Annotated in this window: 14 protein-coding genes; 13 read left to right on the forward strand and 1 reads right to left on the reverse strand. The window is 56.4% G+C overall.

All coding sequences use genetic code 11. The annotated features are described in order from the left end of the window. Nucleotides 1-18 precede the first annotated feature (18 nt). Together otsB and otsA are read left to right on the forward strand one after the other, a co-directional pair. A complete protein-coding gene (otsB, locus tag RTU33_RS11385) occupies nt 19-810 on the forward strand; it encodes a trehalose-phosphatase (RefSeq protein WP_312627403.1) in 792 nt (263 codons plus the stop codon). After that, nucleotides 785-2,209 (forward strand): alpha,alpha-trehalose-phosphate synthase, encoded by a 1,425-nt coding sequence (gene otsA, locus RTU33_RS11390; RefSeq protein ID WP_312627404.1) that lies wholly within the window; start codon nt 785-787, stop codon nt 2,207-2,209. The genes otsB and otsA overlap by 26 nt, the downstream gene beginning before the upstream one ends. 110 nt (nt 2,210-2,319) lie before the next feature. On the opposite strand, the gene uspC is transcribed toward otsA, so the two are convergent. After that, complete coding sequence (gene uspC / locus RTU33_RS11395) at nt 2,320-2,748, reverse strand: universal stress protein UspC (protein ID WP_312627405.1); 429 nt, start codon at nt 2,746-2,748, stop codon at nt 2,320-2,322. 745 nt (nt 2,749-3,493) lie between these two features. Between uspC and flhD the strand changes: the two genes are divergently transcribed. From flhD to RTU33_RS11450, 11 genes are all read left to right on the forward strand, one after another. After that, complete coding sequence (gene flhD, locus RTU33_RS11400) at nt 3,494-3,844, forward strand: flagellar transcriptional regulator FlhD (RefSeq protein WP_312627406.1); 351 nt, start codon at nt 3,494-3,496, stop codon at nt 3,842-3,844. Beyond that, nucleotides 3,841-4,425, forward strand: a complete 585-nt coding sequence (gene flhC, locus RTU33_RS11405) for a flagellar transcriptional regulator FlhC (protein WP_312627490.1) — start codon at nt 3,841-3,843, stop codon at nt 4,423-4,425. Before flhD ends, flhC begins: the two co-directional genes overlap by 4 nt. A gap of 126 nt (nt 4,426-4,551) precedes the next feature. After that, nucleotides 4,552-5,442, forward strand: a complete 891-nt coding sequence (motA, locus tag RTU33_RS11410; RefSeq protein WP_312627407.1) for a flagellar motor stator protein MotA — start codon at nt 4,552-4,554, stop codon at nt 5,440-5,442. After that, entirely contained in the window at nt 5,439-6,368 is a 930-nt protein-coding gene (gene motB, locus RTU33_RS11415; protein ID WP_312627409.1) for a flagellar motor protein MotB, read from the forward strand. Before motA ends, motB begins: the two co-directional genes overlap by 4 nt. Before the next feature lie 4 nt (nt 6,369-6,372). After that, nucleotides 6,373-8,403 (forward strand): chemotaxis protein CheA, encoded by a 2,031-nt coding sequence (gene cheA, locus RTU33_RS11420; protein WP_312627410.1) that lies wholly within the window; start codon nt 6,373-6,375, stop codon nt 8,401-8,403. Between the two features lie 19 nt (nt 8,404-8,422). Beyond that, nucleotides 8,423-8,926 (forward strand): chemotaxis protein CheW, encoded by a 504-nt coding sequence (gene cheW, locus RTU33_RS11425; RefSeq protein ID WP_312627411.1) that lies wholly within the window; start codon nt 8,423-8,425, stop codon nt 8,924-8,926. Nucleotides 8,927-9,271: 345 nt separating this feature from the next. Next, the gene (locus tag RTU33_RS11430; RefSeq protein WP_312627413.1) at nt 9,272-9,841 is read left to right on the forward strand and encodes a spore coat protein U domain-containing protein; all 570 of its coding nucleotides are present in this window, start codon (nt 9,272-9,274) and stop codon (nt 9,839-9,841) included. Between the two features lie 8 nt (nt 9,842-9,849). Next, nucleotides 9,850-10,401 (forward strand): spore coat U domain-containing protein, encoded by a 552-nt coding sequence (locus RTU33_RS11435; protein WP_312627415.1) that lies wholly within the window; start codon nt 9,850-9,852, stop codon nt 10,399-10,401. 15 nt (nt 10,402-10,416) lie between these two features. Beyond that, complete coding sequence (locus tag RTU33_RS11440; protein ID WP_312627416.1) at nt 10,417-11,181, forward strand: molecular chaperone; 765 nt, start codon at nt 10,417-10,419, stop codon at nt 11,179-11,181. Then, the gene (locus tag RTU33_RS11445; protein ID WP_312627417.1) at nt 11,157-13,544 is read left to right on the forward strand and encodes a fimbria/pilus outer membrane usher protein; all 2,388 of its coding nucleotides are present in this window, start codon (nt 11,157-11,159) and stop codon (nt 13,542-13,544) included. Before RTU33_RS11440 ends, RTU33_RS11445 begins: the two co-directional genes overlap by 25 nt. After that, a complete protein-coding gene (locus RTU33_RS11450; RefSeq protein WP_312627418.1) occupies nt 13,544-14,515 on the forward strand; it encodes a spore coat U domain-containing protein in 972 nt (323 codons plus the stop codon). The genes RTU33_RS11445 and RTU33_RS11450 overlap by 1 nt, the downstream gene beginning before the upstream one ends. Nucleotides 14,516-14,580: the final 65 nt, after the last annotated feature.

A 14,580-nucleotide genomic window follows, 5' to 3' on the forward strand; every position in this document is an offset into this window, starting at 1 on the left:
GCTGAGGAGGTAGACAGGGTGACTGACCCGTTAACCGTTCCGCCGGTTGTTCGCGGAAATTACGCTTTTTTCTTTGACCTGGATGGCACGCTGGCGGAGATCAAACCGCATCCCGATCAGGTTACCCTTCCCGAGCCCATCCGCTTAACGCTGCACCAGCTGGCGCAGCAGCAGCAGGGGGCGCTGGCTTTGATCTCAGGGCGCTCAATGTCTGAGCTTGACGCGCTTGCCGCACCGTATCGTTTCCCGCTGGCGGGCGTTCACGGGGCTGAACGCCGCGATATCAAAGGTCAGCTTCACCGGGTAGAGCTGCCGCCAACGCTGGCCGCCGAGCTTCGCCACTGGCTGAATGAGCAGGCGGCGCCGCTTGAGGGCTGCGAGGTAGAAAACAAAGGCATGGCATTCGCGCTGCACTACCGTCAGGCACCGCAGCACCAGCGGGCCATTGAGAGCCTGGCCCAGGAAGCCGTAAAGCGCTTTCCTGGGCTGGCGCTCCAGCCAGGTAAATGTGTGGTGGAAATTAAACCAGAGGGCATTAATAAAGGTGCCGCCGTGTCGGCCTTTATGCAGGAAGCGCCGTTCCTTGGCCGTCTGCCGGTGTTTGTCGGCGATGACCTGACCGATGAGGCCGGATTTGCGGTCGTAAACGCTGCAGGCGGTATCTCGGTCAAGGTTGGACAGGGAAAGACGCAGGCGCACTGGCGTCTGGCAAGCGTGGCGGACACCCATCACTGGCTGTTGCAGCTCGCACAACTTCATGCGCTAACTGACAGGAGAGAAGGCTATGAGTCGCCTGATCGTCGTATCTAATCGTATTGCTCCGCCGGATGATAAGAAAGCCAGCGCCGGTGGGCTGGCGGTGGGTATTCTGGGGGCACTTAAGGCCACAGGAGGATTATGGTTTGGCTGGAGTGGGGAAACCGGCAACGAAGATGAACCGCTCAGGAAAGTGACGCGAGGCGACATCACCTGGGCGTCCTTCAACCTCAATGAGCAGGACCATGACCTCTACTACAACCAGTTTTCCAACGCCGTACTATGGCCTGCCTTCCACTACCGTCTGGATTTAGTGAACTTCCAGCGCGAAGCATGGGAAGGGTATCTGCGCGTCAACGCCACGCTTGCCGATAAGCTTCTGCCGCTGATTAAAAAAGACGATGTGCTGTGGATCCACGATTATCACCTGCTGCCGTTTGCCAGCGAACTGCGCAAACGTGGGGTGAACAACCGCATTGGCTTTTTCCTGCACATTCCGTTTCCTACGCCGGAGGTGTTCAATGCGCTGCCGACGCACGCGGAACTGCTGGAGCAAATGTGTGAGTACGATCTGCTGGGTTTCCAGACCGAAAACGATCGTCTGGCATTTCTTGATGGCGTCTCCGGGCTGACGCGGCTGGCCAGCCGGGGCAGTAAAACCCACAGCGCATGGGGACAGACTTTCAGCACGGAAGTCTACCCGATAGGGATCGATCCGAAAGAGATTATCCGTCAGGCGCAGGGGCCGCTACCGCCGAAGCTGGCACAGCTTAAAGCGGAGCTCAAGAGCATGAAGAACATCTTTTCGGTGGAGCGTCTGGACTATTCGAAAGGGCTGCCGGAGCGCTTTCAGGCCTATGAGGCGCTGCTGGAAAAGTATCCACAGCATCATGGGCATATTCGCTACACCCAGATTGCACCAACCTCGCGCGGCGACGTTCAGGCTTATCAGGATATTCGTCATCAGCTGGAAACGGCAGCCGGGCGGATCAACGGTAAGTACGGGCAGCTGGGCTGGACGCCGCTTTACTACCTGAATCAGCATTTCGATCGCAAGCTTTTGATGAAGGTGTTTCGCTACTCCGACGTGGGACTGGTGACGCCGCTGCGTGACGGGATGAATCTGGTGGCCAAAGAGTATGTGGCAGCACAAGATCCTGCCAACCCTGGCGTGCTGGTTTTGTCGCAGTTTGCCGGGGCGGCGAATGAATTGACCTCCGCGCTTATCGTTAATCCTTACGACAGGGATGACGTGGCGACCGCACTCGACAGAGCATTAACGATGCCGCTCACGGAAAGGATTTCCCGCCATGCCGAGATGATGGAGGTGATTAAGCAAAATGATATTAACCACTGGCAGGAGCGCTTTATTCACGATCTAAAGCAGATAAAGCCGCGAACGGCGGAGCGTGACTTGCAGAATAAAGTCGCGGCCTTTCCTAAACTTGCATAATAAATGATAGCCGCTCGGCGACGCTGTGCTTGCCGGGCCTGGTGGTCAGATATGCGCCTCATGCTGATGTCAGGCGTAGCTGCCATCCGGTACGATCGTTGATGAAGCCGTTACTCATTTTCCAGCGAGACCAGCAGAACATCTACACCGCTGTTGCCCGCGACGGTTTTGGCGCTGCACGTCGCCCGCGCAAAGAACGTTTTATTGTGGTTCCCGCAGATAACCAAATCCACCTGCTGCTTCAGGCAGAAATCCCTGATGTGTTCGCTTAATTCGCCGCAGGCGATGGTGGCGTTAGCTATCGGGTAATCGGCCCGGGCCTGCAACTCGTCGAGGAACTGTCGGGTTTCCTCCTGCATTAGTTCCCGCAGGTTCTCCAGCATTGGCGCCGCGAACTGGTTATACATTTCCGGGTCGGTGGAGGAGGTGATCAGGCTGATACGGGCGTTAACGGGGCGGGCGATGGACACCGCTTTGCTCACGAGTTTATGACTTTCCGGTGTCGGTGCAACGGCGACTAACAAATGCGTGTAGGTCATTGTGCCTCCTTAACGTGGCGAAAAACGCCCATTCATTTCTCTTACCCTGTTTAGACCGGCTCCGCAAGAGGGGGCATTGCCCGGAAATGTGAGGCCGCTCTGATATTCATTAATTATTCTTATATTAAGAATAACTGCTTCCGGCGGGGTTCATTGATTTTTTACGCACTTATCTAAAATTCGCCAGGCAAATAATAAACTCGTAACCAATTCCTTAAATTGATTAACAAAATGCTAATGATTTCTCTTTGTAATTATCAGGAATATATAAACTGATAACCTACTGTTTTTTATAGGTATGGTCAAAATTGCGAATGGCTCATTTTGTGATCTTTTCGTTGCCCATGAGAAAGGATTTTTCGTTGCTGAAAAAGAGAGCAACAGAACATGTTCTTAACCGTTATTCACTCAGCTGGAATAAAAAGAATTGACATTTGACCGTTTTTTACACAAATGACAATGGGAATTGATGGGTTTGGTGTTATGAAATGGCTCATTTATGTGACGTGCGTCACATAATTTTCAAATTTAATGTAAAGCCACGTTGTATGTGTCATTACTGGCGAGTAGAGTTGCGTCGAATTAGGAAAAATCTTAGTCAATTGTAAGAATTGTTTAAAATTGCAGCGCCTAAGTCAACTATGCATTTTGGCCGTTTCTTTCTTTACCGGGTTTTTTACCCGGCGACATCACGGGGTGCGGCCTTGCCGCATAAAATAATGGTTGGTTATTCGGGATGGGAAAAATGCATACATCCGAGTTGCTAAAGCATATTTATGACATTAATTTGTCTTATTTATTACTTGCACAGCGTTTGATTAGTCAGGATAAAGCTTCTGCCATGTTCCGTCTCGGCATTAACGAAGAGATGGCTACCACGCTCGGCGCACTGACGCTTCCTCAGATGGTTAAGATTGCGGAGACTAACCAGCTGGTTTGTCAATTCCGCTTTGATAGCCATCAAACCATCACCCGACTCACTCAGGAGTCGCGGGTTGACGATCTGCAACAAATTCATACCGGTATCCTGCTCTCGACACGCTTATTAAAAGAAGCCAGCCAGGCAGACGGCTCTGCACGGAAGAAAAGGGCCTGATCATGAGCGAAAAAAGCATTGTTCAGGAAGCCCGCGACATACAACTGGCAATGGAGCTGATCACGCTTGGCGCGCGTTTACAGATGCTCGAAAGCGAAACGCAGTTAAGCCGCGGCCGCCTCATCAAGCTGTATAAAGAGCTGCGCGGGAGCCCGCCGCCAAAAGGCATGCTGCCGTTCTCAACCGACTGGTTTATGACCTGGGAGCAGAATATTCACTCTTCCATGTTCTGTAACGCCTGGCAGTATTTGTTGAAAACCGGTTTGTGCAACGGCGTTGACGCCGTAATTAAAGCCTACCGTCTCTACCTCGAACAGTGCCCGCAGCAGGAAGATGGGCCAATTTTAGCCCTGACCCGCGCCTGGACCCTGGTGCGTTTTGTGGAGAGCGGCATGCTGGAACTCAGCGGCTGCAACAGCTGTGGCGGCAATTTCATCACCCATGCTCACCAGCCCGTAGGGAGCTTTGTGTGCAGCCTTTGCCAGCCGCCATCGCGAGCAGTAAAAAGACGTAAACTTTCCGGCGAAGGTGCCGATATATCTCCACAACTGCTGGATGAACAGATAGAGCAAGCTGTTTAACCGAAGTAAGGTGTGGCAAAACACTCCAGCAGCGGACGCAGGTCCGCTGCTGGAGTGTTTTGCCACCGCTTCGGTGAAATGCACTGTCGTTCATCCCGGGCTTATCAACAGCGGAAGGATGATGTCGTGCTTATCTTATTAGGTTACCTGGTTGTTCTTGGTACAGTCTTCGGCGGGTATGCATTTACCGGCGGACACCTTGGGGCACTCTATCAGCCTGCAGAATTGATCATTATCGCCGGCGCAGGGATAGGGGCGTTTATCGTTGGCAACAACGGGAAAGCCATCAAGGGCACGCTGAAGGCGCTGCCGTTGCTGTTTCGTCGTTCGAAGTACACCAAAAGTATGTACATGGATCTGCTGGCGCTGCTGTACCGGCTGATGGCCAAGTCGCGCCAGCAGGGGATGTTCTCGCTGGAGCGTGACATCGAAAATCCCACCGAGAGCGAAATCTTTGCCAGCTATCCGCGCATTCTCGCCGATAAAGTGATGCTGGAGTTTATCGTCGACTACCTGCGCCTCATCATCAGCGGCAATATGAACACCTTCGAAATCGAAGCGCTGATGGACGAAGAGATCGAAACCCATGAAAGCGAAGCCGAAGTTCCGGCCAACAGCCTGGCCATCGTCGGTGATTCGCTGCCTGCTTTCGGTATCGTGGCCGCGGTGATGGGCGTGGTGCACGCGCTGGGTTCAGCGGATCGCCCGGCGGCGGAACTGGGGGCGATGATCGCCCATGCGATGGTCGGGACGTTCCTCGGTATATTGCTGGCCTACGGTTTTATTTCTCCGCTGGCGACGGTGCTGCGTCAGAAAAGTGCCGAAACCACTAAGATGATGCAGTGCGTCAAAATCACGCTGCTGTCGAACCTCAACGGTTACGCACCGCCGATCGCGGTAGAGTTTGGCCGTAAAACGCTTTACTCCAGCGAACGTCCGTCTTTCATTGAGCTGGAAGAGCATGTGCGTGCAGTGCGTAATCCGTCGGCACAACAAACGACGACCGAGGACGCATGAAAAACCAGGCTCACCCGATAGTCGTCGTCAGGCGACGCAAGCACAAAAACCACAGCGGGGCCGGACACGGCTCGTGGAAAATTGCTTACGCCGATTTTATGACCGCGATGATGGCGTTCTTTCTGGTGATGTGGCTTATCTCCATCTCCAGCCCGAAAGAGCTTATTCAGATCGCCGAATATTTCCGTACGCCGCTGGCGACTGCGGTGACCGGCGGCTCACGCATATCCGAAAGCCAAAGCCCGATCCCCGGCGGTGGGGACGACTACACCCAGCGCCAGGGCGAAGTGAAAAAAGAGCCGAATATCGATGAGCTGAAAAAGCGCATGGAGCAGAACCGGCTGAAGAAAGTTCGCGGCGAGCTGGATCAGCTGATCGAGTCCGATCCGAAGCTGAAAGCCCTGCGCCAGTACCTGAAAATCGATCTGGTGCAGGAAGGACTGCGCATTCAGATTATCGACAGCCAGAACCGCCCGATGTTTAAAACCGGCAGCGCGGAGGTGGAGTCCTACATGCGCGACATTCTGCGCGCCATTGCGCCGGTACTGAATGAAGTGCCGAACAAAATCAGTCTTTCAGGCCACACCGATGATTACCCGTATGCTACGGGTGACAGAGGTTACAGCAACTGGGAGCTCTCCGCCGATCGCGCTAACGCCTCGCGTCGGGAGCTGGTCGCAGGGGGCCTGGACGACGGCAAAGTGCTGCGGGTGATCGGCATGGCCAACACCATGAAGTTACAGCCGCACGGCGGAGATGACGCTATCAACCGCCGCATCAGTTTACTGGTGCTCAATTCACAGGCTGAGCAGGCAATCCTCCATGAGAACGCCGAAAGCCAGAACGAACCGTTAAGCGTATTACAGCAACCGGGGGCGCTGCCTCCGGCGGCCAGTCCCACATCGCCACAATCTCTACAGAGGTGATAGCGTGAGCATGGATATCAGCGATTTTTATCAGACATTTTTCGATGAAGCCGACGAGTTGTTGGCTGACATGGAGCAGCACCTGCTGGATCTCGTCCCGGAAGCCCCTGACGCCGAGCAGCTAAACGCTATTTTTCGCGCGGCGCACTCCATCAAAGGCGGCGCAGGCACATTCGGCTTTAGCGTCTTGCAGGAAACCACTCACCTGATGGAAAACCTGCTGGATGACGCCCGACGCGGTGAGATGCAGCTCAATACCGACATTATCAACCTGTTTTTGGAAACGAAAGACATCATGCAGGAACAGCTCGATGCTTATAAAAGCTCGCAGGAGCCGGACGCTGCCAGCTTCGAATATATTTGTCAGGCCCTGCGCCAGCTGGCTTTAGAAGCCAAAGGCGAAGCCGTGCCTTCCGCATCAGGCGCAAAACTGAGCGTTGTGGAAAACGAAGCACCAGAAAGTGAAGTGGCGATAGCGCCTGCGCAGCCCGGCGGTCAGACCCGCATCGTGCTTTCCCGCCTGAAGAGCGGTGAGCCGGAGATGTTGCAGGAAGAGCTGAGCAACCTCGCACAAATTAGCCAGGTGGTGAAAACGGCGGATTCTCTCAGTGCGAATCTCGACGGCGCGGTGTCGCAGGATGACATCGTGGCGGTGCTGTGCTTCGTTATTGAAGCCGACCAGATTGCGTTTGAAACCGCCCCAGCGGCGGTGGCTGAAACTCCGGCGGTGACCGTAGTGGAAACGGCTGAAGCACCTGCCGTGGTTAACGCCCCGGTACTGAAAGCCGTGCCAAAAGAGGCTGCTGCTGCCCCACGTGCGGATCGCGAAAAACCGGCGCGCGTCAGCGAGTCGACCAGTATTCGCGTGGCGGTGGAGAAGGTCGATCAGCTGATTAACCTCGTTGGCGAACTGGTGATCACCCAGTCGATGCTGGCGCAGCGTTCCAATGAACTCGACCCGGTTCAGCACGGTGACCTGATCACCAGCATGGGACAGCTTGAGCGCAACGCCCGCGATCTGCAGGAATCGGTGATGTCGATTCGTATGATGCCAATGGAATACGTCTTCAGTCGCTTCCCGCGCCTGGTGCGTGACCTGGCGAGCAAGCTCAATAAACAGGTGGAACTGACCCTGATGGGCAGCTCTACCGAGCTGGATAAAAGCTTAATCGAGCGCATTATTGACCCGCTGACGCACCTCGTGCGCAACAGCCTCGACCATGGCATTGAATCCCCGGAAAACCGCATGACGGCAGGAAAATCTGCCGTCGGCAACCTGATTCTTTCCGCAGAACATCAGGGCGGCAATATCTGCATTGAAGTCACCGACGACGGCGCAGGCCTTAACCGTGAGCGCATCCTGGCCAAGGCGCTTTCGCAGGGGATGGCGGTGAACGAAAACATGACCGACGAAGAGGTCGGCATGCTGATTTTCGCGCCGGGCTTCTCCACCGCCGAGCAGGTGACCGACGTCTCCGGGCGTGGCGTAGGCATGGACGTAGTGAAACGGAACATCCAGGAGATGGGCGGCCACGTTGAGATTAAATCGAAGCAGGGCGCGGGGACCACAATCCGTATTCTGCTGCCGCTGACGCTGGCGATCCTCGACGGTATGTCCGTTAAGGTGAGCGGCGAAGTGTTTATTCTGCCGCTCAACGCAGTAATGGAATCCCTCCAGCCGCGCGAAGAAGACTTACATCCGCTGGCAGGCGGCGAGCGCGTGCTGGAAGTGCGCGGTGAATATCTGCCGCTGGTGGAGCTGTGGAAAGTCTTTGATGTTCAGGGCGCCAAAACCGAAGCGACCCAGGGCATCGTGGTTATCCTGCAAAGTGCAGGCCGCCGCTACGCGCTGCTGGTGGATCAACTGATCGGCCAGCATCAGGTGGTGGTGAAAAATCTGGAAAGCAACTACCGCAAAGTACCGGGCATCTCAGCCGCCACCATCCTCGGCGACGGCAGCGTGGCGCTGATCGTCGATGTTCAGGCTTTGCAGGGTTTGAATCGTGAACAACGTGTGGCGTACAGCGCTGCCTGATGCTTAAGAAGGGAAAAAAATGACCGGTATGACGAACGTAGCAAAACTGGCGGGCGAGCCATCGGGCCAGGAATTCCTGGTCTTCACGTTGGGGGATGAAGAGTACGGGATTGATATCCTGAAGGTGCAGGAGATTCGCGGTTACGATCAGGTGACGCGTATCGCGAACACGCCATCGTTCATCAAAGGCGTGACTAACCTGCGTGGCGTGATTGTGCCGATCGTCGATCTGCGCGTGAAATTTAGTCAGCAGGACGTAGAGTATAACGACAATACGGTAGTGATCGTGCTGAACCTGAGCCAGCGCGTGGTGGGCATTGTGGTTGATGGTGTGTCCGACGTGCTGTCGCTCGCCGCCGATCAGATTCGCCCTGCGCCGGAGTTTGCCGTGACGCTCTCCACTGAATACCTCACCGGCCTCGGCGCGCTCGGTGAGCGTATGCTGATTCTGGTTAACATCGAAAAGTTGCTCAACAGCGAAGAGATGGCCCTGCTTGATAACGCGGCGATAAGTGCCGCGTAATGATTTTCCCCCCGTCGCAATGGCGGGGGATTTTCGCTCCATTTCACCCCCTCTAAACTCCCGGTAAGCTCGGCTAATATCTCCCTGAAAATGCTGTGTGATTTAGATCGCAATAGTCGCAATATATTCTCTGCAACTTGTCATTTCTTCCTGCCGACTCGCTGGTAATTAGCTGATTAATAAAAACTAAACGTGTAAATAACGCGAAAGACTTAATTTGTGTAGCAAAGTTGGTTGAATGAAAACCCTGAACTAGATTTCAGTTAAGGTGGCCGCAACGGCAGCCCGATAACCGACTGACGCAAAACAGAAAAGCGCCAGGACTTCTGACCCCGGAGACGCCCCATGAAGAGAACACGTCTTCTTCTGACCGCAGCGAGTTTTCTGGCGCTGACCGGCCCGGCAGCCCAGGCCGTTACGAGCCTCGGGACCATTGCCGCCACCCTGACGCTGACCAACGGCTGCCTGATAAACGGCTCCCCAAGCCAGAGCGGCATCAACTTCGGTACGCTCGATTTTGGTACGCATCCTGCCACCTTCTCAACGCTTACCACGCAGCTGACCGGCGCCAGCGGCGGGAATACGTTTACCGTTCAGTGCACCACCAGCAGCTATACGGTGACCATTACCGGTAACACTAACAGCACCGCGCCGACTACCGTGGTCGGTACGCCAGGCACACCAGGCCGCTACCTGCTCAGCACCACCGATGCCACGCAGGGCGTGGCCTACAGCCTCTATAGCGACAGCGGTTACAGCAACGTGGTGGCTAACAACGCCGCTTTACCAATTGCTTCCACTACGGACGGGGTTGACAGCTACACCCTGTACGGACGCATTCAGGGTGGTGGTAACAGCGTGACCGTTGTGCCGGGAACTTACACCGACACGATTAACGTTAGCGTCAACTATTAAGCCCACGAATGACATTGGGTGTGACGGGCTTCCTGCGGGCAGCCAGGGGATGGCTGCGCCTTGTTCAACTGGTTGTGCTGCTGGCTCAGGGCTTTCCGGTGAGTGCGCTGACGGTCACTTCCCAGTCATTCAAGGTCAGTGCCACCATCACGCCGGGCTGTTCCATGGCGATGGGCACCGGCGGGGCGATGGGCACGCTGAACTTCGGCAGCTACAGCGGCGTGAAGTCGGGGCAGATAAGTACGCAGTTTGTGCCAGCTGCGTCTCTGTCGCTGGCCTGCACGCCCGGCGTTGCGCTCAGCATGACCATTGACGGCGGGAAAAACTACACCACCGTGCGCAATATGCAGCGCTCCGGCGGGACGGATAAAGTGCCGTACAGGCTCTACAGCAGCAGTGGGCTTGCGGCCAATACGGAAATCCTGGTCAACCAGCCCGTGTCGGTGACCTACAGCAATGGCGATAATATCGCGCTGACGCTTTATGGCGCGGCGCAACTGACCGGGTTCAGCCCGGCAGGGACTTACAGCGATCAACTGACCGTGACGTTGTCATGGTAAATCAGGGAGAAACACATGAACTCAAGTTATCTGCCCCGCTTTTTAGCCCCAGCCTGTCTGAGCGCTTTCTGCCTGTTTTCATCCGGCGTACAGGCCGCCGCGACGGTGCTTATCTGGCCAATAGATCCCTTTCTCACGGCAGACAAAAAGGCCACCGAGCTGTGGATTGAGAACCAGGGCTCGGCCGCCACGACCATGCAGGTGCGTATTGTGCGCTGGCAGCAGGAAGGCGGTTTTGAACGCTACCAGCAGCAGCAGGATGTGGTGGCAAGTCCGCCGATCCTGCGCGTCGATCGCGGTGGTAAACAGCTGATTCGTTTGATCAAACAAGCCGATGTGCCGCAGGGCAAAGAGCTGGCCTACCGCGTTATCATTGATGAAATCCCTCAACCCACCGATAACAGCAAGCCGCAGATGGGCCTCAAACTGCAAATGCGTTATTCGATCCCGCTATTTGTGTATGGCAGCGGTATGCCGGTGGAAGCGGAAGGGGCGAACCACGTGCTGGTCGACAGCCGTAATCTGAGCTGGAGCACGACTACGCTTGATGGCAAACCAGCCATCGTTGTGCGAAATCGGGATCGGGTGCACGTACGCCTGAGCCAGGTGTCCGTTCGCCAGGGAGGACGCGAGCGGGAGGTGGCGCCAGGCCTGCTGGGGTACGTGTTGCCCGGGCAGACGCGAAGCTGGCCGCTGCCTGACGGCGTCACGCATCCGACGGCCATCAGCGCGACCATTAATGCACAGGACGCGAAATGGCAGTCCGCTGCGGGCAACTGACTAAATTTGCCATGTACACGTTACTGTTAAGCTCAGGTCTTTGTCAGGCGGAATCGGGCGACGATCTGCTGCCCCCGCCGCCGGATGCCCGGACCATTAATCAGCAGTCGGTGTATCAGCTGGGGCTGGTGATTAACCATTACGATACGCAGATGGTCGTGCCGGTGACGCAAAAGGATAACCACTGGCTTATCGCTGGCGGCGACCTGCAGCGAGCCGGGTTGCCAGCTGCGCAGTTTCCGGCGGGAGAAGTCGATCTCTCGACGCAGAGTCAGGTTAAAACGGAATACGACGGCAACGGCCAGCGGCTGCTGCTGACTGTGCCATCTGACTGGTTTGCAGCCAAAGAAGCGGCGTTTGGCGACGGCGTGATGCGGGTGAAACCGCTGGACGGCAGCGGAGCGCTGCTCAACTACGACTTCTACACCAGCCAGACCGAACAGGGTATGGGCCAGGCGGCCATCTGGCATGAGTTACGTTTATTTAGCGGCAAAAGTAGCCTCTCTTCAACCGGCTATGTCCGGCAAAGTCTCAGCGGCGATAATGCGCTGGAAGATGGCTATATGCGCTATGACACCACGCTGAGTTATACCGATGACGACACGGCGCTGGAGTGGGCGCTGGGCGACACGCTCAGTGATTCACTGAGCTGGAGCAACAGCGTGCGCGTGGGCGGAATACGCATCGGGCGCGACTTTACTCTGCGGCCCGATCTGGTGACCTGGCCGCTGCCTGCTTTTTCCGGAGATGCGGCTGTGCCGACCTCGGTGGATCTGTTTATTGACGGCTATCGGGCAGGCTCGACGCAGCTTCAGCCCGGTCCGTTCACGCTCACCAATCTGCCTTACATCAACGGGGCGGGCAATGCGGTACTGGTGACCACCGACGCGCTGGGCCGCCAGGTCAGCACCACGTTGCCCTTTTATGTCGCAAGTCAGATGCTTAAGCCCGGGCTCAGCGACGGGGCGGCCACCTTCGGGGCGCTGCGGCGCAACTACGGCATTGAGAATTTTGACTACGGCCCGGCGGTCGGCAGCGGAACGTATCGCTACGGCGTAAATGATTTTCTGACGCTGGAAAGCCATGCCGAAGGCGCTGACTCGCTGGCGCTGGGCGGAGCGGGCGCGCTGGTGAAAATTGGCCAGTTCGGCATCGTCAACGGCAGCTACACCCACAGCCAAATGTACGGCGAAGGCGGCCAGCAGCTGAACTGGGGCTATCAGTACAGCACCGGCGCGTTCAGCTTTATCACGCAGCACACCCATCGCGATAAAACCTTCGGTAACCTGGCGCTCTATGATGTGCCGCGCATGTATGACTCACAAAATAACCCTATCGCCAGCCTCAGCCAGCGCAGCGACCAGTATTCGCTGTCGCTGAACATGGGGAACTACGGCAATATCGGGGCGGCGTGGATCGGCGTACAAAGTTTTGACAGCCAGAAGACGGAACTGCTGAACCTCTCCTGGAGCCGCAGCCTGTGGGGGGCCAGCAGCGTTTATCTGGCGGCGAGTCACGACCGCCAGCGCGGCGACTGGACGGTAGCGATGTCGCTGCAAATTCCGCTCGGCGATCGTGACAGCGTGGCGGTAAGCACAGAAAACACGCCGGATTACGGCAGCACTCAGCGCATCAACTACAACCACACCATGCCCTCCGACGGCGGCTTCAGCTGGAACCTGGCCTGGGCGCGGCAGTCGCGGTCGAGCAACTACCAGCAGGCCACGCTCGGCTGGCGCAACAACAACGTCGAGCTGCAGGGCGGCGGCTATGGTGAAGAAAATGAGATGACCTGGTGGGGTGAGGCGATGGGCTCGCTGGTGCTGATGGACGGTCAGGCTTTTGCCGCCAATAGGATTAATGATGCGTTCGTGGTGGTGAGCACCGACGGACAGCCGTCCGTGCCCGTTAATTACGAACATCAGCAGGTCGGCGAAACGGATGACAAGGGGTATCTGCTGATCAGCGGCGTCTCCGCCTGGTATCCGGCGAACTACAGTATCAACGCACTGAATCTGCCGGCGGATACGCAGCTTAAAGAGACGGAAAGGCGCATTGCGTTACGGCGTAACAGCGGCTATCTGCTTGAGTTCCCAGTGGAACAGGAGCGCGTCGGCAGCGTTATTCTGCATGATGAAGAAGGGGACGCGATACCGGTGGCAAGCATTGTGTCGCGCCCCGGAAAACCTGATGCGCCGGTGGGCTACGACGGCATTGCCTGGCTGGAAAACCTGAATGACACTAACGCGCTGACCGTAACCCTGCCGGGCGGCAAACGCTGCGCGGCAAGCTTCACTACCCGGCCTAATCCGGAGCATAAACTTCAGACCTACGGGCCGCTGATCTGTCGGGAGAGACAATAATGTTGCGCACTTTCGGGCTACCGATCCTGTTCTGGCTGATGAGCGCGCCGCTGTATGCGGCCTGTACGGTGGTGATGAATAATGCCTCGTTCGGCAGCCTTTCCTCCTTTACGGTCAAAAACACCGAACAACAAACGTCCGCGAATCTGGTGGTGACCTGCGATACGGTGCTGAATTTGCTCACCAACGATACGGTCTCAATGAATGTTCAGAGCGCTACGGTGACTTCCGGCACGCGAGCCGCACTGAAACGTACGGATAACGCCACCATCCCTGACGTGGTGCCTGTCCGCGTATGCGGTACGAACTCATGTTCTAACAGCACCGAAACACCCGTCGGGCAAACTTACACCTGGAGCGGCAATACGCTGCTCGGGCTGCTTTCCTCCAAAAGCTACACGCTGCCTGTCTATTTTCGCACGGTATCCGGGCAGAGCGTCAGCGCCGGGCCCTATCAGGTGACTGTGACGCTGAATGTGAGCTATAACGTATGCCCAACGGGCGTCCTCGGAATATGCCTCGGTACGCCGCAAACCGGCACCGTGCCGGTGACAACGCAGCTCACCATGACCGTCACCACTGACTGCATTACTATCAGCGCGCCGGACGTCAATTTTGGTAGTGCGCCGCTGATAAGCGGTTTCTCCTCCGTATCGCAGTCGGTCGGTATCACCTGCACCAAAGGCAGCGTCTATACCGTCGGCATCAATAATGGCCTCAACGCTGGCACCGGCACGGTGCGCAAAATGGTCGCAGGCAGCAATTCAATAAGCTACGACATCTATAAAAGCACCACCAGCAATCGCTGGGGGCCGACAGGTACCGACCGCTGGGCCAGCAGCGCTGCAAGCCTGGTCAGCACTGATGGCACTCTGAGCACCTATAACTACACCGCGAAGATCCTGAGCGGGCAGAGCACGCCGCCTGCGGGGACCTACACCGACACGCTGGTGGTGGACATAGCCTTCTGATGAGGTGACCTAACGCAAAGTAAAGTTCCGCAGTGAAATGCCGATAACACCGTTATCACGTTATT

Source organism: Scandinavium sp. (assembly GCF_032012665.1).
In the GTDB taxonomy this organism is placed as follows: domain Bacteria; phylum Pseudomonadota; class Gammaproteobacteria; order Enterobacterales; family Enterobacteriaceae; genus Scandinavium.